Source organism: Sulfuriferula nivalis, assembly GCF_009937995.1.
GTDB lineage: Bacteria > Pseudomonadota > Gammaproteobacteria > Burkholderiales > Sulfuriferulaceae > Sulfuriferula > Sulfuriferula nivalis.
In genome coordinates, this window is the sequence record NZ_AP021881.1 from 2,307,329 (window position 1) to 2,326,546 (window position 19,218).

At 47.9% G+C, this 19,218-nt stretch carries 19 protein-coding genes and 2 riboswitches; of the genes, 2 read left to right on the top strand and 17 right to left on the bottom strand.

The genetic code is table 11. The features are described 5' to 3' along the window. Nucleotides 1–19: 19 nt before the first annotated feature. From lipA to SFSGTM_RS11315, 5 genes are all read right to left on the bottom strand, one after another. Nucleotides 20–946, bottom strand: coding sequence for a lipoyl synthase (lipA, locus tag SFSGTM_RS11295; protein WP_162085253.1), 927 nt, complete (start codon nt 944–946; stop codon nt 20–22). A 37-nt stretch (nt 947–983) separates the two neighbouring features. Further along, nucleotides 984–1,080: riboswitch (glycine riboswitch) on the bottom strand. Next, nucleotides 1,081–1,187: riboswitch (glycine riboswitch) on the bottom strand. Between the two features lie 56 nt (nt 1,188–1,243). Continuing rightward, on the bottom strand, nt 1,244–1,639 hold the full coding sequence (locus SFSGTM_RS11300) for a hypothetical protein (protein ID WP_162085254.1): 396 nt from the start codon (nt 1,637–1,639) through the stop codon (nt 1,244–1,246). Between the two features lies 1 nt (nt 1,640). Then, entirely contained in the window at nt 1,641–2,318 is a 678-nt protein-coding gene (gene lolD, locus SFSGTM_RS11305; RefSeq protein WP_162085255.1) for a lipoprotein-releasing ABC transporter ATP-binding protein LolD, read from the bottom strand. After that, nucleotides 2,311–3,555 carry a lipoprotein-releasing ABC transporter permease subunit gene (locus SFSGTM_RS11310; protein WP_162085256.1) on the bottom strand — a complete coding sequence of 415 codons (1,245 nt, stop codon included), beginning with the start codon at nt 3,553–3,555 and terminating at the stop codon, nt 2,311–2,313. The genes lolD and SFSGTM_RS11310 overlap by 8 nt, the downstream gene beginning before the upstream one ends. Nucleotides 3,556–3,621: 66 nt before the next feature. Continuing rightward, on the bottom strand, nt 3,622–5,283 hold the full coding sequence (locus tag SFSGTM_RS11315; protein WP_162085257.1) for an ABC1 kinase family protein: 1,662 nt from the start codon (nt 5,281–5,283) through the stop codon (nt 3,622–3,624). Between the two features lie 111 nt (nt 5,284–5,394). On the opposite strand from SFSGTM_RS11315, the gene SFSGTM_RS11320 reads away from it, so the two are divergent. Continuing rightward, nucleotides 5,395–5,928 carry a C40 family peptidase gene (locus tag SFSGTM_RS11320; RefSeq protein ID WP_162085258.1) on the top strand — a complete coding sequence of 178 codons (534 nt, stop codon included), beginning with the start codon at nt 5,395–5,397 and terminating at the stop codon, nt 5,926–5,928. Nucleotides 5,929–5,937: 9 nt separating this feature from the next. Continuing rightward, nucleotides 5,938–8,439: an ATP-binding protein gene (locus SFSGTM_RS11325; RefSeq protein WP_162085259.1), complete on the top strand. Its 2,502-nt coding sequence runs from the start codon at nt 5,938–5,940 to the stop codon at nt 8,437–8,439. Nucleotides 8,440–8,447: 8 nt separating this feature from the next. Here SFSGTM_RS11325 and SFSGTM_RS11330 read toward each other — a convergent pair whose 3' ends face one another. From SFSGTM_RS11330 to cydP, 12 genes are all read right to left on the bottom strand, one after another. Further along, nucleotides 8,448–9,779, bottom strand: coding sequence for a chloride channel protein (locus SFSGTM_RS11330; protein ID WP_162085260.1), 1,332 nt, complete (start codon nt 9,777–9,779; stop codon nt 8,448–8,450). A 424-nt stretch (nt 9,780–10,203) separates the two neighbouring features. Continuing rightward, nucleotides 10,204–11,133, bottom strand: coding sequence for a tRNA (adenosine(37)-N6)-dimethylallyltransferase MiaA (gene miaA / locus SFSGTM_RS11335; RefSeq protein WP_162085261.1), 930 nt, complete (start codon nt 11,131–11,133; stop codon nt 10,204–10,206). Between the two features lie 109 nt (nt 11,134–11,242). After that, nucleotides 11,243–12,814, bottom strand: coding sequence for an L-aspartate oxidase (gene nadB / locus SFSGTM_RS11340; RefSeq protein ID WP_162086305.1), 1,572 nt, complete (start codon nt 12,812–12,814; stop codon nt 11,243–11,245). Nucleotides 12,815–12,911: 97 nt separating this feature from the next. Next, nucleotides 12,912–14,186, bottom strand: coding sequence for an NAD(P)/FAD-dependent oxidoreductase (locus SFSGTM_RS11345; RefSeq protein ID WP_162085262.1), 1,275 nt, complete (start codon nt 14,184–14,186; stop codon nt 12,912–12,914). A 74-nt stretch (nt 14,187–14,260) separates the two neighbouring features. Continuing rightward, the gene (locus SFSGTM_RS11350) at nt 14,261–14,644 is read right to left on the bottom strand and encodes a rhodanese-like domain-containing protein (RefSeq protein ID WP_162085263.1); all 384 of its coding nucleotides are present in this window, start codon (nt 14,642–14,644) and stop codon (nt 14,261–14,263) included. A gap of 22 nt (nt 14,645–14,666) precedes the next feature. After that, on the bottom strand, nt 14,667–15,068 hold the full coding sequence (locus SFSGTM_RS11355; protein ID WP_162085264.1) for a group II truncated hemoglobin: 402 nt from the start codon (nt 15,066–15,068) through the stop codon (nt 14,667–14,669). Further along, a complete protein-coding gene (locus tag SFSGTM_RS11360; RefSeq protein WP_162085265.1) occupies nt 15,058–15,756 on the bottom strand; it encodes an MBL fold metallo-hydrolase in 699 nt (232 codons plus the stop codon). Before SFSGTM_RS11360 ends, SFSGTM_RS11355 begins: the two co-directional genes overlap by 11 nt. Before the next feature lie 9 nt (nt 15,757–15,765). Continuing rightward, on the bottom strand, nt 15,766–16,029 hold the full coding sequence (locus SFSGTM_RS11365; RefSeq protein ID WP_232525970.1) for a cyd operon YbgE family protein: 264 nt from the start codon (nt 16,027–16,029) through the stop codon (nt 15,766–15,768). Nucleotides 16,030–16,031: 2 nt separating this feature from the next. After that, nucleotides 16,032–16,154, bottom strand: a complete 123-nt coding sequence (cydX, locus tag SFSGTM_RS11370; protein ID WP_162085266.1) for a cytochrome bd-I oxidase subunit CydX — start codon at nt 16,152–16,154, stop codon at nt 16,032–16,034. 14 nt (nt 16,155–16,168) lie between these two features. Continuing rightward, on the bottom strand, nt 16,169–17,308 hold the full coding sequence (gene cydB, locus SFSGTM_RS11375; RefSeq protein ID WP_174237415.1) for a cytochrome d ubiquinol oxidase subunit II: 1,140 nt from the start codon (nt 17,306–17,308) through the stop codon (nt 16,169–16,171). Nucleotides 17,309–17,372: 64 nt separating this feature from the next. Further along, a complete protein-coding gene (locus SFSGTM_RS11380) occupies nt 17,373–18,968 on the bottom strand; it encodes a cytochrome ubiquinol oxidase subunit I (RefSeq protein ID WP_162085267.1) in 1,596 nt (531 codons plus the stop codon). After that, a complete protein-coding gene (gene cydP / locus SFSGTM_RS11385; RefSeq protein WP_162085268.1) occupies nt 18,965–19,189 on the bottom strand; it encodes a cytochrome oxidase putative small subunit CydP in 225 nt (74 codons plus the stop codon). Before cydP ends, SFSGTM_RS11380 begins: the two co-directional genes overlap by 4 nt. Nucleotides 19,190–19,218 lie beyond the last annotated feature (29 nt).

Here is a 19,218-nt window from a genome sequence, read left to right on the forward strand (position 1 = left end):
ATATCAGCGTGGAAATAGTTTAGCGTGATTGTTGTTGAATTTCTTCAGCGTAATAACTGCTGCGCACCAATGGCCCGGCCTTAACCCAGTCGAACCCCATGGCACGGGCGGCCTCTTCATATTCGGCAAATTCATCGGGATGAACGTAGCTGATGACGGGTAAGTGATCCAGTGACGGGCGCAGATATTGTCCCAGTGATACACGTGATACGCCTGCTACCCGCAAGTCGTGCAATACCGCCAGGACTTCGTCACGGGTTTCGCCTAAGCCCAGCATCAGTGCAGACTTGGCGGCTACGCCAGACTGCTGCGCTGCCAATGCCAGCAGGCTTAATGAACGCACATATTTGGATCCACGGCGTGCGGTCTGGTACAGGCGCGGCACGGTTTCGACATTGTGCCCCCACACCAGATCGTGGCGCACATTATCTGGCAGCTCGTTTAACATCGTCATCACGGTGCTGACGGCTGCGGCCTGATCCTGACGAAAATCCGGGGTAAGAAATTCCACACCTATCTGCCCATCACGCAAACGCAGCTGGCGCAAAGTTTCGGCAAATATGCCTGCGCCGCCATCAGCCAGATCATCACGGTTTACTGAGGTCAGCACGATATAACGCAATTGTAATTCCATCACCGCTGCGGCCACGCGATTAGGCTCATCTGCATCCAGCCAGTCGGGTTTGCCTGTTTTTACTGCACAGAATCCACAAGCGCGAGTACAAGTATCGCCGAGCAACATGAATGTCGCTGTACCGCGACTCCAGCATTCACCGCGATTGGGACAACGCGCTTCTTCGCAGACGGTATGCAGACGATGCTCATGGACGGCAGCATCAGTTTTGCCATAATGCACATCCTGCCCCAGATTCTGACGTATCCACACAGGCATACGCACAGCATTGGGCTGACGGGTAGGTTCGACATTGATAGGGATGATGGTCATAAGTTGGTCTATAGGTTAAGTGGTAACGATACGCAATCATCACCCCTCTGTCCTATTTACCTGAGAGATTACAGCGCGATGATCACGCTGTGTGCCCCTTCGGTGGACGCCTACGCGTCGCTCTCCAGAGATGCCCTGTATTTACGGTTCGGGGGCCTGAGCGATTCTGGGTGAATTACGCCTTCGGCGGCAATCGCGGGACGAACTCTTCAGCGCGATTACACTCTCCCGCAAACACTACGGACAAGCCAGCATTATACTCAAACTGACTGAAAAATACTTGCAGAATATCGTGAATTATCGATCTAAATGATATGCCCGCAGCAGCGCTTGTTTGAGTGAGGCATGTTCGGAAAAATCAGCAATACCCAATTCTTGCTGTGCAATTTTTTGCAGCTGACTGACTAAATTACCTTCGCTGTTCGCCGCCAGAAACCCAGCGAAATCAAATTCGGCATCCACTACAAACTCCGCAGCCAAACCGGTTGCATTGCTATAATACAGCGGACTATCAAGCAAAATTTCATATTGGTAGGAATAGCTGTCGATACGATTGGCCTTTGCCAGCAACACGGGAATCGCAGATATATCTTCCAGCGACTTGATATACACATCCAGATCCAGTGTCATGGTCGGTTTGAACGACGCGCCTTGATAATCAAACTCGGTATATACCTCTACAGTATTTTTCATTTTAATCTACCAACAAACCATCATCTAGGTGCAACACGCGCTGCATTTTACCGCCCAACTCCGGATCATGCGTCACGATTAAAAAACTGGTTTGATGCTGTTCATTCAATTTCAGCATCAGCTCATGTATGCCTGCCGCTGTATGTCTGTCCAGATTACCCGTAGGTTCATCCGCCAGCACACACGCCGGCTTGGTCACCAATGCCCGCGCAATGGCGGCACGCTGACGCTCACCACCTGACAACTCGCCTGGTGTATGCGTGAGCCGGTGACCCAAGCCCACTTCATTGAGTAAATCAGCGGCCTGTTCGCGCGCCAATTTAGGCGCAACCCGGCGGATCAGCAACGGCATCGCAACGTTATCAACAGCACTGAATTCAGCCAGCAGATGATGAAACTGGTACACGAACCCCAACGAACGATTGCGCAATTCACCCCGTGCGACCTCACTCATGGACTGGATATCCGTCCCCATGATATTCACCGAGCCATGAGTCGCATCATCCAGACCACCCAGTAAATGCAGCAAGGTTGACTTGCCTGATCCCGAAGCCCCCATAATTGCCACGCGCTCGCCTGCTGCAATGCTTAAATCTATACCTTTGAGCACAGTCACGGTCGTTTTGCCCTGCTGATAGATTTTTTGCAACCCCTGACAACTAATGACGATATTACTCATAGCGCAATGCCTCCGCAGGATTGGTTCTGGAAGCACGCCAGCTCGGATACAGCGTTGCCAACCAGGACAACACCAATGACACGCCAGCAATCACGCTCACATCATGCCAGTCTAATTTAGACGGCAATTCACTGATCTGATACACATCAGCCGACAAAAACTGTACGCCAAACGTGTGCTCAATAAACGGTACCACTACGCCGATATTCAACGCCAGTAAAATGCCCGCAATTAATCCCAACGCAGTCCCTACTATGCCTATCACGGCACCCTGCACCATGAAGATTTTCATGATACTCATGGGTGATGCACCCAGAGTACGTAGTATGGCAATATCGGCCTGCTTATCGGTCACCACCATCACCAGGGTAGATACAATATTAAACGCGGCCACCGCGACAATAAGCAGCAAAATCACAAACATTACGCGCTTTTCCATCTGTACTGCGCGGAAGAAATTACTATGCGATTGCGTCCAGTCACGTATGTAATAATCGCCAATCAAGCTTTTGCTCAATGTCACCGCCACTTGGGGCGCACGATATAAATCAGCAATTTTCAGACGCACACCCGAAACGCTATCACCCAGACGGAATAATTTTTGCGCATCCGGCATGGCGATCAGCGCTAAACCCGCATCATATTCATACATGCCGATTTGAAATATGCCAACCACGGTAAACTGTTTCAAACGCGGCACCATGCCAGCTGGTGTTACCTGCCCTTGGGGTGTAATCAGCGTAACTTTATCGCCCATCTGCACACCCAGATTACGTGCCAAATCCGCCCCCAGCACTATGCCCCATTCGCCCGCACGCAAGCTACTCAGCTTACCTAGTTTCATTTTGCGGCCGATGTCAGCCACGCTATCTTCAGCTTCAGGCACGATACCGCGCACCATGGTGCCTTGCACGGCTTCGCCATAAGCCAGCAAACCTTGCCCTGCGACGAACGGCGCAGTGGCTTGCACTTCTGGCACTTTTTTGCTTTGTGTCGCAACGCTTTGCCAATCCGCCAGCGTGTTATCAAACCCAGTAATCTCAATATGCGCCGCCACCCCTAAAATGCGGTTACGTAACTCATCCTGAAAGCCGTTCATCACTGACAGCACTGTAATCAACGCCGCCACCCCCAGCGCAATACCAAGCATGGATATCAGGGAAATAAAGGAAATAAAATGATTACGCCGTTTAGCGCGGGTATATCGCAACCCGATAAATAATTCGTAAGGTTTCACATTGATACTCTAGATAAATTCAGACTGCGGATACCCAAATAACTACATGCAGGCGCGTCAAACAGATTAACGTCCTGAGCGCCATATCGAGACAATAACCCATAGACTATTAAAGAATGCTAACAAGAACCCAATAAATCCCATAAACCGCCAGCCATCGACAGTCATCACGATGGATGAGCCTATCACCAGCGATGCCGTCAATATACCCATGGTGATCCGATTACTGGCACGATCTAATTGCTGGCCGAATTGATCCAGCCGTTTCAAATCCAGATCAATACGTAACCGCCCACGCCGCGCTTCGCGCATCAGTCTGGCTAAATCACGCGGCAGACCTGCAACTACCTCAAACGCTTCTTTTAAACTCTTGCGCCCACGTTTCATCAAAGCCGCAGGCTGATAACGTTCCGCAATTACATCACGCACAAACGGTGTAATGTGATCCACCATATGAAACTCAGGGTCTAATTGCTGCCCCAGACCTTCCAGCGTAATCAGTGCTTTAAACAGCAACGTCAGATCTGCAGGCAGAACCAGCGCATTATCACGAATCACAGTTGTTATTTCATTTAACATTGAGCCAAGATTCACATCCTTGAGCTCAAGGTTATCGTAACCAAACATCAGCTCCGACACATCGTAGCCCAGCTTGGCCTCATCGATCTCGCCGTCACCGGTCCAGTCCATCAACACCTGCAACATGGCGTCTTCATCTTTATGCGCGAGCGCGTCCAGCATATTAACCAATTGCTGGCGGCGATAATCTGTTAAACGACCTACCATACCAAAATCTATCATGCCGATACGATTATCAGGCAGGTAAATCACGTTACCTGGATGTGGGTCCGCATGGAAATAGCCATGTACCAGTATCATCCGTAACACCGCATCTGCACCACGCGCTGCTAGCAGTGGTAAATCAAGTCCAGCTTCTCGTACCAACGTCAAATTGGTGCCAGGCACGCCTATCAATTCCTCTTGCACGATCATCGTCGTACAGGTGTATTCCCAATAAACCTGAGGGATATGCACAGTTTCATCACCCGCAAAATTTGTCGTGAAGCGCTCCATATTGTGCGCTTCCATGAGCAAATCCAGCTCACGACGCAAGGAACGGCGGAAATACGACACCATCATCACTGGCTGATAACGTCGTGCTTCCGGCATGTCATGTTCTACTAAGCGCGCAAAATGCTGCAGGATGCGCAAATCAGCTTCTATTTTTTTGTCGATGCCGGGACGTCGCAGTTTTACTACCACTCGCGTGCCATCAAACAACTGCGCTCTATGCACTTGCGCCATGGACGCCGCTGCAAAGGGTTCACGGTCAAATTGCGCAAAAGCCTCATTTATAGGCTTGCCCAGCAACGCCACCACATCCGCTTCTATTACTTCAAAAGGTACTGGCGGCACATGCGATTGCAATTTTTCCAGTTCGACTATCCATGCAGGTGGCAGCAAATCCACACGTGTCGCCATCAACTGACCTAATTTGACAAAGGTAGGGCCGAGCTCTTCAAGCGCCAAACGTACACGTATCGCTGGATCCATATCTGCAATATCATTGTGCTTACTAGATGTATGTAATATACGTCCGGCACGTTCCAGCATAGTGCCTATCCCCAGCACCCGCACAAAATCACCCCAACCGTATTTAATCAAAATACTGGCGATTTCATGCAAACGTGATAAATCTCGCACTACACTAAAGGTTTCCCACAACATACGCTACACCCTCGATAAAGTCGGCTTATTTTAACCTGATACCTAACTTATCATCGAAATAAATCCAGTAAATCTTTGACCTAATTGAAAAACTCAATTAAATTGAAGCCTATGCGCATTTTTAAACACCTACTACTTGCTATTCTCATCTTTACCCAAACACCGAGTTGGGCGGATGATGACGCCGCTAATTCGACCCCTACCCGCACTGAACTGGCGATGTTTGCAATGGGTCTGGTGGGTGCGGTATATAAACCTGGTGGCGACAATCCGAGCACAGGCATGGACTGTAGTGGCTTTGTGAAATATGTCTTCAGTCAGGTAGCTGGCTTGAAATTGCCACACAATGCATTAGCAATGAGTAAAATCAGCACTGAAATCAGCAAAACCGAACTCAAGCCCGGCGATCTGGTTTTTTTCAAAACTATGAAAGCTACTTTTTCACATGTAGGTATTTACCTGGGCGAAAACCGCTTCATTCACGCCGCCAGCAGCAAAACCGGGGTAGTCATGATATCGCACCTGGACGATCCCTACTGGAGCAGCAATTTCAATGGCGCCCGCCGCCTGCTGAATCCTATTGCAGCACTCTCCAGCACAGCCAATGCGGCGAGCACACCCAACCTCCCAACCATTACCGAATAATCTGCCAGCATGAGGCAGGTCAACCTCAAACTCAGTTTAGTCACTTCCTTTGGCTTGATGCTGGCATTATTGCTTGCGTTAACCTTGATCGGGCTGTCAAAAATGCGTACGATCAATGCACAATTGGTCACCATCGTCAGCGTCAACAACTATAAAACCGAGCTGATTAACATCATGCGCGACGCACTGCGTGATCGCGCCCTGATCCTGCACTCACTCACGCTAAACACCCAGCCATTCGAGCAAAATAATGAGCTTTATGAATTTCAGGAAAGCAGCGTAAGATTTTCCGACGCGTTACAGGCATTAAAACTTTCAAAATTAAATAGCGACGAAAGATCACGCCTGGATAAAATCGGTACTTATGCCAATATTGCGCAACCACTAGGGCGACAAACAGTTTCCTTAGCACTCGACAACCGCAACAGCGAGGCATTGTACTTATTGCAAAACAGCACTATTCCCGCTCAAACCAATGTACTTACAGAGCTGAACAATTTGCTGCACTTACAACGTAGCGCCAATGCTGAGGCGGCTATTACCGCTTTTCGAACCTATGATGAAACACGCAATTTTGTCATCATTATGGGGATCGCAGCCGTTGGGCTAGGCTTAGTAATTGCTGGCTTTGTTACACGCCGTATCAGCCAACAAGCAGAAGAAATCGCCAAACAGAAACTCAAGTTCCAGACATTATTTGAAACTAATTATGATGCAATCGTGCTCATAGGCGAACAAGGTTTTACTGACTGCAACCCGGCCGCGCTAAAACTTTTTGGCATAGCCACAGTTGCCGAATTCACCCAAAAAAATGCTGCAATATTGGGTGCATCCATACAACCAGATGGGCGAACTGCCACTGAGGTTGCTAATGAAGCTATCGCCATCACCAAAGCTGCAGGACACTACACCTTTGAGTGGTTAGGATTACGTGCAGATGGCACCACTTTCCCATCAGAAATTGACATGTACACCTCACAGCTTAATGGCAAGCCAGTTATACAGGCTATCATGCGCGACATCACACAACGTCGACTAACTGAGCTAAACCTGCAACAAGCTCGTGATGCCGCTCTGGATGCTGCAAGAATAAAAGCTGAGTTCGTCGCCAATGTAAGTCATGAAATCCGCACACCAATGAACGCTATCATAGGCATGAGCAGCTTATTGCTTAAAACACCGCTTAACGCCGATCAACGAGATTATGCGCGTACTGTTGATAGTGCCGCAAAAATGTTGCTCAAACTCATTAATGACATACTTGATTTTTCTAAAATAGAAGCAGGCAAACTGGATATTGAATATATCGCCTTTGATCTGCACCAACACCTGCAGGACACCTACCAACTATTCCAGCTGCGCGCGGCAGAAAAGCAACTCAATTACCTGTTAGACATCAGCCCCAGCGTGCCACGCTATGTCACCGCGGACCCCTGGCGCATCCGCCAGGTACTCACCAATCTGATCGACAACGCAATTAAATTCACCGCTGCTGGATCAGTACGCATCGCTGTTGATTATGACCGAGCCCTGCTCAGCATACGTATAGAAGACAATGGCATCGGCATTAGCGATGAAGCCAAATCTCGTTTATTCCAGGCATTTTCTCAGGCTGATGGCTCAACGACGCGCAAATACGGTGGCACAGGTCTGGGACTGACCATTTGTAAACAATTAGTCGAACTTATGGGTGGCGAAATTGGGGTTAATGACCAACGCACACAAGGGAGTTGTTTCTGGTTTGTGTTACCAACAGCTATCGCTGACGCCAGCGAAATTGAGCCATTACAAGCGACCATGACTCCGATATACAACCAGCAATCCGTTTTAGTCGTTGATGACAATGCCGTCAACCGCAAAGTCATGCTGCATTTATTATCCGCTTTAGGTTTAGATGCCAGCACAGCGGCAAATGGTCTCGAAGCTATGCAGTTATGTCAGCAGCAACACTATGATTTAATTCTGATGGATTGCCAGATGCCTGAAATGGATGGCTATACCGCCACCACAAAAATACGCGCTACCGCACCAGACACCGGCGCCATTATCGCCATGACCGCTGACACCCAACCCGACACCCAAACTAATTGCCTGTTGGCCGGCATGCAAGACTATCTGAGCAAACCCGTGCTGGAAGCCGACTTGATCAATACACTCAATCGCTGGCTGTACCCAATAGATACGGGCAAGCTGCGCGTTACCTGCCGCCATGACAGCGCCCTGATCAAGAAGATGCTGCAACTCTTCATCGATTCCAGCATCCCCTTACTCTCCGAACTCAACGCAGCGCTTCAAGCTCAAAACCGCCAGACAGCAGCCCGACCAGTCCACGAACTAAAAGGTGCCGCAGGTTATATACACGCTCACCAAGTCGCGCACAGTTGTATGGAATTGGAAAAGCTAATACGGACTGAAAACTGGGCAGCTGCAAATTCACAATACTTGCAGCTGAGCATCGCATTTAATCAGGCAAAGAATTACATTATTGAAATAGCGCTCGCACAACCCTAGAAATGTGCTTATTGCGGAGGAATAAACTTCTGAGAAAGTGCGTGGTATAGCGGAACAGGTGAAATCAACTTGGAAGCCGCACTTGCCACTACCGATGCCGCCATCAGAGGTAACAACATGTGATGACTATCCGTCATCTCCATCATGATAATAAAAGCGGTTACTGGCGCCCGAGTAACACCTGAAAGATAGGCTGCCATCGTTAACAATACTATGGCACTGTGAGGTGCATAGGAAGTTGGTAACAATGCCGCCAGATTATCACCGATACCGGCCCCTACTGCCAACGATGGTGCAAACACGCCCCCTGCAATGCCACTCATGGATGACAACAAAGTCGCTAACAGTTTTGCTATACCAAAATACCATGGCAATGAACCACTTTCTTCCAGCATACTCCGCGTTGGTTGATAGCCTGTACCGAACACCAGATGATCAGTAGCTAAACCCAGCAGTGCCACACCCAAGCCACACAGCGCGGCAAATGCAAGGGGACGTCGTCCAATAAATTTTGCCAGTTTTGATGTCGTATCAAATGACACTGCAAGCAATATGCGACTAAAAACCCCACCTGCCATGCCACCGACTATGCCGCAAATTAATATGGTCGACATACCAGAATCCCATTCCAGATTCGTGCCTGATGATCCAAAGTATGTATAGTTACCCAACAGGGCAAGCGGAATCAGACCGGAAACAATCACCGTCACCAAAGAAGAGCTATTCGCATTAAACACATGGTGTTTACTCAATTCTTCAATCGCGAACATAATACCAGCCAGCGGCGTATTAAACGCCGCAGCAATACCCGCAGCACCTCCGGCCAATAGCAGTATGCGCCGTTGTTCGGTGCCCTGAAATGGGCCTCGCCCATAAAACATATGCATGATAGAAGCACCGACCTGCACAGTTGGTCCTTCTCGGCCGATAGATGCACCCACTGCCAGCCCACCGACGGTCAGCAGTATCTTGCCTATCATGATACGCAAAGACAGCAAATAACTGGTCTTGCTATCAGACACTTCGTTAATTGCAGCTATGGTTTGTGGAATACCGCTACCCTGTGTCCCGGCAAAATAGCGACGACTAACATAGGTCAGCAAGACAAATCCCAATGGCACAATCAGGATGGGTGCGAGAAAAAAAGTGTGAAATAACTTCGCATTGAGCTCATTGGCATAATCACTCGCCGTGGCAAGCACAACGGCAACCATACCTATCAGCAAAGGGCCTAATATCCAGGCTGAGCCGCGATGCCACATATCAACCGACTTAGCCTCAAAATCAGAAGCGACTGGTGCGCTATTTGTTACACTTGATTCTGGCGTTTGTACGGACATGGCTTGGTCACAAGGTAAATCATGGAAGGGAACTTGTTATTGAATATACACGAGTCGGCATTGACTGTCACATGCCTGAACTGTATGCATCACATTGGAATATCCGTGCAAAAACAACAAAAACACATTGCGTGTCTTGTTAGGCTCGCCCCAAAAACATCATAGCGAGTACTGCTATCACGACAATACCTAAAGCCACCATACTGACAATATGAAAAACGCGACGAATTGCTGGGCTAAAAATTTTCAACAACGGCTCCTTGGCATATGACGTCACCTCAATGGCAAATCACCAAATTTGGCGTAACGCTATATTTTGATATGGTCATTCTATCGAGTTATCCTGACTTTATACCAACAACACACGAACTAGCCCAATTAAAATCGATAAGTCTGTTTTCTAACTGACTACTATTCTTTGGTATTACGCCAAATAATCCTCAACCAACTTCCTCACCTGCCCCACTGCATCATCAGCTATGCAGTCCACAATTTGCACATCGGGGGTACTACGCAACCAGGTAATCTGACGCTTTGCTAATTGCCGCGTAGCAAAAATGCCACGGTCACGCATCTCATCGTAACTGTATTCCCCATCCTGATAACCCCATGCCTGACGGTAACCAACACAACGCATAGCAGGTATGTTCGCAGTCAATTGATAACGTTGACGTAAATCAGATAACTCTTGCAAAAACCCACTGGCTAACATCGCTTCAAAGCGCTGGGCAATGCGTTGATGCAACACACTACGGTCGGACGGCATAAGTGCGATAGGTAACACACGATAGGGTAATTCCTCACCACGTGATTGCGCAAAAGCTTCCGACATTGGTTTACCCGTAAGCGCAATGACTTCCAATGCCCGCTGTATACGCTGTGTATCAGTGGGTTGTAGCCGTGCAGCAGTAATCGGATCGCTCAAAGCCAAATCCTGATGCAATGCAGCCCAGCCCCGCACCGCCGCATCTGCTTCTATTGCATTACGTAATGATGCATCAGCCTGAGGCAAATCCGACAAACCTTCGCGCAATGCTTTGAAATACAGCATCGTGCCACCCACCAACAACGGAATCCGCCCACGCGCAGTAATATCTGCCATCAAGATCAATGCGTCACGACGAAACTGCGCGGCTGAATAAACTTCAGTAGGGTCTATCAAATCAATCAAATGATGCGGCGCTTCTGCCAGCGTCACTGCATCGGGTTTAGCCGTGCCTATATTCATGTCACGATAAACTAGCGCCGAATCAACACTGATAATTTCCACAGGAAAACACGCAGCCAATGCCACCGCAGCAGCAGTCTTACCCGATGCAGTCGGGCCCATCAAAAAAATAGCAGGAGGAAACATATAGATGTGTTATCGGATAAAGGAACATTGTAACCTGATGCTGCGATGTCGCAACCTGATTCCAGCGACCCATAGTGCAAGCAATACCTAATCCATCACCCTTACATAATCACGGTAGCAATATCGTATCAATCGCCACACCCAAGGTGTCAGGATAATCTCGACTAGTGTGCAGGCCGCGGCTTTCATGGCGCAACTGTGCGCAACGCACAATTAAATCCGCAGTTACAACCAGATTGCGCAATTCGATCAAGTCGTTGCTGACGCGGAAGTTCTGGTAATACTCGTCGATTTCATCCCGCAATAAGGTAATACGATGAGCAGCACGCGCCAGGCGCTTATCGGTGCGTACGATGCCGACATAATCCCACATGAACCGCCGCAGTTCGTCCCAGTTATGGGACAACACGATTTCCTCATCGGCATCAGTAACACGACTTTCATCCCATTCAGGTATATTTTCCGCCACACTAGGTGCGGTTGCCCTGATCGCCATTGCCGCGGCTCGACCGAATACCAGACACTCAAGCAATGAGTTGCTCGCCAGACGATTGGCACCATGCAGCCCCGTATGGGCGACTTCGCCGACAGCATATAAATTATCCAGATCTGTCTGTGCGGACAAGTCCGTGATGACGCCACCACAAGTATAGTGTGCAGCGGGGACAACAGGGATAGGCTCACGGGTGATGTCTATGCCCAAATCCAGACAGCGCTGATAAATATTAGGAAAATGGCTGGTGATAAATTCTGCAGACTGATGCGAAATATCCAGATACACACAATCCAGACCGCGTTTTTTCATCTCGCTATCTATTGCCCGGGCAACGATATCGCGCGGTGCTAATTCGGCGCGTTCGTCATAAGCAGGCATAAAACGCGTGCCATCCGGCAATTTCAACAAACCACCCTCGCCACGCATTGCTTCTGAAATCAAGAATGATTTGGCGCGTGGATGATATAAACAGGTTGGGTGAAACTGCATGAATTCCATGTTGGCAACACTGCAACCAGCACGCCATGCCATCGCCACACCATCACCAGTCGCCACATCAGGATTGGTGGTATAGAGATAAACTTTACCTGCACCGCCTGTCGCCAATACGGTATAACCTGCGGCTACGGTTTTTACTTTTGCTGTTTTGTTATCGAGTACATAGGCACCATAACAACGTTGATCATTCAGCCCCAGCTTCGCGCCCGTTATCAAATCGACAGCAATATGCTGTTCTAGCAAGGTAATATTTGGATGCTGTTTAATCTGCTGACACAGGGTTTGCTGTACGGCTCGCCCTGTGGCATCAGCTGCGTGAATAATACGCCGTGCGCTATGGCCACCTTCACGAGTAAGGTGAAAACCTGTTTCACTGGTTGCATCTGCAGTAAATGGTACACCCATTTCTACTAACCACTGCACGGCTTCCCGCCCATGTTCTACAACATATCGCACAGCGACTTCATCACACAAACCAGCGCCTGCAACTAATGTGTCATGAATATGCGCATCAATGGTGTCATCATTTGCCAGCACGGCTGCGATACCACCTTGCGCCCAGGCACTGGCTGAATCTTGCAGTGTTTTCTTAGTAATCACGGTTACTCGTTGAGTTTGCGCCAAGTTCAAAGCGGTGGTCAACGCGGCTAAACCGCTACCTATAATTAAAACATCGGTATTTATCATAGGCTGAAGAATACCACTCACCAGCCCATCTCGTCCAAGCATCCAATAAAAAACGGGCTGTCTAAACAGCCCGTTTTAAATTCAGATACACGTTAACTTAGTCTTTCAAACGGGTAATACCCATCGCCTTAAGCGTGTACTTCTCATAAATCGGCTCTGAATGACCGGTTTTCATTTTGTACAGGAAGTACTTTTCAAATGCAACTTTGGCCAAATGTACCCATTTACCCTTTTTCGCCCAGGTCACATTGCGTGGCGGAATCTGTGGCAAGGCTACGAATGCAGCGCCAGTATCACCCATATCCGCAAGACAGATCGTGTTCCATGTACCGGTAGTGGTTGCTGGTTTACCAGCCAGTTCGTCAGCGATGTTATGGACGATAGCTGTACCCATAGATTCAATCATGTAGCCAGTCTTAGGCGTACCTGTAGGCACAGGAGTTTGCTCAACAGGCGGTATCGCAATACAGACACCGAGTGAGAAAATATTTTTATAGGCCGGGCTACGTTGATGTTTGTCAACGATAACAAAACCACCTGGATTACATAAGTTAGGCACGCTGGCGACAACAGGTACACCGCGGAATGGCGGCAGCATCATGGAGAATTTAAATTCAACCACGTGATCTTTAATTTTTTCACCAAGGTCGTTGTATTCTTCTACATACATCTTACCTGGCTCAACCTTGACTGTTTTTGCGTTGCATATCCATTTGATATGACGATTACGCATTTCACCTTCGAGCAAACCTTTAGAGTCACCCACGCCACCCAAACCTAAGTGCCCAATGTAAGGCTCTGAGGTAATGTAAGTCATAGGTACTTGATCACGCATTTTGCGACGACGCAGGTCGGTTTCCAAACCCATGGCGTATTCGTATGCAGGACCGAAACAAGACGCACCTGGCAATGCGCCAATGACGACGTGGCCTGGATTTTTAAGGAATTCTTCGTAGTCAGCAAATGCTTTTTCAGCATGATCGACCGAGCAAACCGATTGTGTGTAACCACCTTCAGGACCTGAACCTTCAACCAGATCAAACGCCAAACGCGGACCAGTCGCAATGACCAGATAGTCATAATTAACGACTTCACCATCCAGCATGGTAACAGTATTGGCGACAGGATCAATTTTGTCCGCACGCTTGGCAATAAACTTAATTCCTTTTTTTTCCAGATAGGGACGAATTTCTATCGTGGTTTCTGGACGTTTACGCCAACCCAAAGCTATCCATGGGTTAGAAGGGACAAACTGAAAAGTTTCTGATGCGTTGATCAAGGTTACGCTGTGTTCTTTACCCAAAATTTCGCGCAGCTCGTAAGCTGCTGGGGTACCACCCGTTCCTGCGCCTAATACGACGATATGTGCCATGTTATTTCTTTCTAAGTATGGATTTTGTATGACGGGCTAATTACCCGCGCCATACAGAAATCTCAGTGATAAATTTAACCACCAAAGTTGGTACTGTCTTTCAGTACTTGCTGTCCACTGGTTGACCAAGCCTCAAAACCACCAGCGATGGATGCAATATTTGCGTAGCCTAAACGTTGTAGATTCAGTGTAGCCAAGGCTGCTCGGCCACCTGTTTTGCAGGTAATCAACAATTGAGCGTCTTTATTAGCTAGCGCTGGATGTTCGCCCGTTTTGAATTCCAGAACGCCACGCGGGATATTCACTGAATTTGGTAACCGACCAGCTTCAAATTCACTGGGTTCACGCACATCAATCACCACACCGCCAGCAGCAATTTGCGCAGCGGCAGTGGCAACATCGACTTCTTTAATTTGTGCTTTAGCTTCAGCAACTAATTGTTGAGGTGTCATACTCATAAATTCCAACTCCATAAAAAAATTAATGTTCCGCCTTATTGCGCATATGGTCACCCACTTTGGCAAACGCAGCGGATAACTCGCGACGCAGTAGCGCATCCTCCACCACTTCACCTAATGCCTGATCCATACACATCAACCATTGATCACGCTCGGATATGCCAATCGGAAATGGCAAATGCCGACGACGTAACATAGGATGTCCGTATTCTTGCACATAAAGTTGAGGACCACCCATCCAACCAGATAAAAACTTAAATAGCTTATCTTCTGAGCCTTGCAAGCTTTCCGCATGCAATTTTCGAATACCATAAGCTTCCGGAAGTTCGTCCATAATCTCATAAAAACGATGGACAAGTCTACGGATTTTATCTGTACCGCCAATGCGATCATAATGACTGGCAGGTAACAAACTATCCTGCATGTATAACATCCTTTCCACACTGTTGATTAGCGGGTACTGCCACACTGATTAACCTAGGCATGGGCAGATCCAATTGGTTCATAATTGCGACAAATTCATCTCGGCTTTTGCCAGAAAGGCGTGAGTTAGTTTCACGCTCCTGAGCTACACTGGATACATGTTTATGATGGTAATCATGTCCAGGATAGATCAGCGTCTCATCAGCTAGTGGCCAAATTTGACGGGAAATACTGTTATACAACGTACCTGCGTCACCGCCTTGAAAATCAGTACGGCCACAGCCACCGATCAACAAAGCATCGCCCGTAAACACACGGTCTCGCCACAAATACGAAACACAACCCGCTGTATGACCTGGGGTAGCCAAAACGTTAATTTGCTCATTTCCAAACGTTAATTTATCACCATCATGCAACTGCACGTCAGCACAGCTCGTACCTGCTTGTGCGCTAATTGCAGCCAACGCACCCGTAGCAGCACGTAAAGCAGATGCACCAGTGATATGATCGGCGTGCACATGAGTTTCCAGAATGTATTTCAAATTTAAATTCTGTTCATTTAACAATGACAAATACAAATCATTGTGCACTTGCACAGGGTCTATTAATACGGCTTCGCGGGATGCCATATCACCCAGCAAATAAGTGTAAGTAGAGCTAGCTTCATCAAATAACTGACGGAAGAACATACATCCTCCTTATACCGAGAAGTACGGTTTAGCGATCAGTAATAACCCCATCCCCATCAGCACCCAGGCACTAATGGGTCCAAACACCGCACGCCAGAAACGTGCATCAGGGTCGAAACCAATACCATGAACGAACCCTGCACTGACACCCCAGATCACCAAAGTAATCAGACCATGACTCAGACTGGCCAGCGCAGGGGGATAAAATGTTATCACCGCTGCCAGCGTTAATGCCAGCAGCAGGGAAAAGACTCGAGCAGGTGTCGAATACACGATTACGACTTATCCGACTGACGCGATTCTTCTTCACGCAATTCATGATTTTCACCATAAACCGCATTCACAATGGCCAGTAACACCGCCGCAGTCAAACCTAAAATCCATGCAAAATACCACATTTTATTCTCCTAGCTTAGTAAGCGGAATGATCGTTGTTCTTGATAAAATCAAGCGTAACCTTGCCTGACATCACCTTGTAAGCCCAAGAGGTGTACACAATAATCAGTGGCAAGAATATCAAGGTCGCGAAGAACATCAATTCCAGTGTCATGTGTGATGAGACACTATCCCACACTGTCAAACTGGAACGTGGATCTGTAGACGAAGGCATGACGAATGGGAACATGGATATACCAGCAGTACCAATAATTCCCAGCATACTCAACGAAGAACCAATAAACGCCATAGTTGGTTTATTAATCAACGCAAATACGATTGCCAAAGCACCACCCACAAATGCAGTAAGCGGGATTAATTTCGCCCAGCCATACACACTGTAGTTATGCATCCACGCACCCGCTTGCACCATCACTGTTTTATCCAGTGGGTTAGGTAAATCACCAGGTATATTACCGCTAGTAATCACATAACCAGAGATACCATTCATCACCCAGACACCCGCAGCAGCAAATGCAGCCAATGCCAGCACACCAAAGATAATTGCTGCAGTACGGCTACGACGGTAAACATCACCCTCGGTTCTGATCATCAGGTAATTAGCACCATGCGCCGTAATCATCGCAGTACTGACCACACCAGCCAACAACGCAAATGGGTTAAGTAGCTGCCAGAAAGTACCGGTGTAGTAAGAGCGTAATTCATCATCGAAATGGAATGGTACGCCTTGTAACAGGTTACCAAAAGCCACGCCGAAGATTAGCGGAGGTACTGCACCGCCGATGAACAAACCCCAGTCCCAGCTGTTACGCCAGGTTGGATTTGCAATTTTGGAGCGATAATCAAAACCTACCGGACGGAAAAACAACGCCCACAGCACAGCCAGCATGGCCCAGTAAAAACCTGAGAACGCGGTTGCATACACTAATGGCCAAGCAGCAAAAATTGCACCACCGCCAAGAATGAACCAGACCTGGTTACCTTCCCAGTGCGCGCCTACGGTATTCAATACCACACGACGTTCGTCATCAGTTTTGCCAACAAAGGGCAGTAATGTACCCACGCCCATATCATGACCATCCATGATGGCAAAGCCCAACAGCAGCACACCAACGAATAGCCACCAAATCACTTTGAGTGTTTCATAATCTAACATTATTTTCTCCTGAATATTTGCAAAGGCTACGTCGCAATGTCATCGCAACGTAGCGCATTTCCCATTAAGCCTTGTCAGCGGGTGCGTGTTTAGGAATCGCGCCACCTGCAGCATGAGCCTCACCGTGATACCGCCCCGTGTGCAAACTGCTAGGACCTTGTCGTGCAAATTTCACCATCAAATACATTTCCACTATCAGCAAGCCTGTATAGAAGAATACAAAACCAGCTATCGAACCATATACCGTACCAGGTGTCAGGGTTGAAGCCGACAAGTGCGTTGGCAATACGCCGAAGATAGTCCAGGGTTGGCGACCATATTCAGCCACAAACCAGCCCAATTCAGCAGCGATCCAGGGTGCAGGAATGAATAACAATGCCCAGCGCAACAGCCATTTCTGATTGCCGCATTTGTTGGTAACTGACATGTACAGCGCGGTTGCAAACAAGGCTAGCAAACCAGTTCCTATCGCCACCATCAGACGGAATGACCAGAACATCGGTGCAACATGAGGCACTGTGTCATCTACTGCTTTTTGTATCATTTCAGGTGTTGCCTGACTGACGTCTTCGGTATATTTCTTCAACAGCAAGCCATAACCCAGATCCGCTTTATACTTGTCGAACTCAGCTTTAAGCGCTTCATTCTTGGTATCTTTACGTAATGCAGCCAAGGCGGTTACCGCTTTTGCACCATTGATAATGTGCTCGCGGTTGTGCTCCTTGATTTCATGAATACCCGGAATTTGCTTGGTCAATGAACGTGTACCGATGATACCCATGACGTAAGGAATCTCGATAGACCAGTCATTTTTCTGTTCTTGCTCATTGATGCCAGCTATCAGATTGAACGATGCAGGTGCAGGTTCGGTCTCCCACATAGCTTCAATCGCAGCCATCTTGGTTTGCTGCGCTTCACCCACTGTGTAACCAGATTCATCACCCAGCACGATTACTGACATGGCTGAAGCAAAACCGAATGCAGCAGCAATACGGAATGAACGTTTAGCGAACTCTACGTCACGACCTTTGAGCAGATACCAGGACGAAATACCCAATACAAATGTCGATGCAGTCACATAACCCGCGCTAATGGTATGTACGAATTTCGCTTGCGCTTGTGGATTAAATACCACATCCCAGAAATCAACCATTTCCATACGCATGGTTATAAATGAGAACTCTGAACCCACTGGGTTATTCATCCAACCATTTGCTACTAATATCCACAATGCAGATAAATTGGAACCCACCGCCATCAGGATAGTGACCATTAAATGCTTATTCTTGGAAAGTTTATCCCAGCCGAAGAAAAATAAGCCGATGAATGTAGATTCAAGGAAGAATGCCATCAAACCTTCAATAGCCAATGGTGCGCCGAAAATGTCACCCACGTAATGTGAGTAATACGCCCAGTTGGTACCGAACTGGAACTCCATAGTAATACCAGTCGTCACACCCAGTGCAAAGTTGATACCAAACAACTTACCCCAAAATTTGACCATGTCTTTATAAATCGGCTTATTAGTAATGACATAAGTCGATTCCATAATCACCAGCATAAATGTCATACCCAGCGTTAGCGGCACGAAAAGGAAGTGATACAGCGCGACTATGGCAAACTGCAATCGCGATGCATCAACTAATTCTGTACTTATCATTTCAACGACTCCTTATCTTCGGAAGGTGGATTTACTATGGGTTTGACGCCACTCTGTTGCTGCTTGCCAAGTATAGACACACTCATTTGTGCTGCGTCCAATGGGTGATGCTCTCCTATCGGACGGAAAAAAAACCACCAAATTGCAAAAATTGCGATCAACTTGATAATCAGCACAACGATGATGTCTTTACCTAGCGGGGTATTCCAAAATTCACGCATCGTTCACTCCCAGAAAACTAACGATACAA

Excerpts from the sequence above, each read along its gene's own strand:
- lipA (WP_162085253.1), bottom strand. The coding sequence starts at position 946 with ATGACCATCATCCCTATCAATGTCGAACCTACCCGTCAGCCCAATGCT.
- SFSGTM_RS11300 (WP_162085254.1), bottom strand. The coding sequence starts at position 1,639 with ATGAAAAATACTGTAGAGGTATATACCGAGTTTGATTATCAAGGCGCG.
- lolD (WP_162085255.1), bottom strand. The coding sequence starts at position 2,318 with ATGAGTAATATCGTCATTAGTTGTCAGGGGTTGCAAAAAATCTATCAG.
- SFSGTM_RS11315 (WP_162085257.1), bottom strand. The coding sequence starts at position 5,283 with ATGTTGTGGGAAACCTTTAGTGTAGTGCGAGATTTATCACGTTTGCAT.
- SFSGTM_RS11320 (WP_162085258.1), top strand. The coding sequence starts at position 5,395 with ATGCGCATTTTTAAACACCTACTACTTGCTATTCTCATCTTTACCCAA.
- SFSGTM_RS11325 (WP_162085259.1), top strand. The coding sequence starts at position 5,938 with ATGAGGCAGGTCAACCTCAAACTCAGTTTAGTCACTTCCTTTGGCTTG.
- SFSGTM_RS11330 (WP_162085260.1), bottom strand. The coding sequence starts at position 9,779 with ATGTCCGTACAAACGCCAGAATCAAGTGTAACAAATAGCGCACCAGTC.
- miaA (WP_162085261.1), bottom strand. The coding sequence starts at position 11,133 with ATGTTTCCTCCTGCTATTTTTTTGATGGGCCCGACTGCATCGGGTAAG.
- nadB (WP_162086305.1), bottom strand. The coding sequence starts at position 12,814 with ATGATAAATACCGATGTTTTAATTATAGGTAGCGGTTTAGCCGCGTTG.
- SFSGTM_RS11345 (WP_162085262.1), bottom strand. The coding sequence starts at position 14,186 with ATGGCACATATCGTCGTATTAGGCGCAGGAACGGGTGGTACCCCAGCA.
- SFSGTM_RS11350 (WP_162085263.1), bottom strand. The coding sequence starts at position 14,644 with ATGAGTATGACACCTCAACAATTAGTTGCTGAAGCTAAAGCACAAATT.
- SFSGTM_RS11355 (WP_162085264.1), bottom strand. The coding sequence starts at position 15,068 with ATGCAGGATAGTTTGTTACCTGCCAGTCATTATGATCGCATTGGCGGT.
- SFSGTM_RS11360 (WP_162085265.1), bottom strand. The coding sequence starts at position 15,756 with ATGTTCTTCCGTCAGTTATTTGATGAAGCTAGCTCTACTTACACTTAT.
- cydX (WP_162085266.1), bottom strand. The coding sequence starts at position 16,154 with ATGTGGTATTTTGCATGGATTTTAGGTTTGACTGCGGCGGTGTTACTG.
- cydB (WP_174237415.1), bottom strand. The coding sequence starts at position 17,308 with ATGTTAGATTATGAAACACTCAAAGTGATTTGGTGGCTATTCGTTGGT.
- SFSGTM_RS11380 (WP_162085267.1), bottom strand. The coding sequence starts at position 18,968 with ATGATAAGTACAGAATTAGTTGATGCATCGCGATTGCAGTTTGCCATA.
- cydP (WP_162085268.1), bottom strand. The coding sequence starts at position 19,189 with ATGCGTGAATTTTGGAATACCCCGCTAGGTAAAGACATCATCGTTGTG.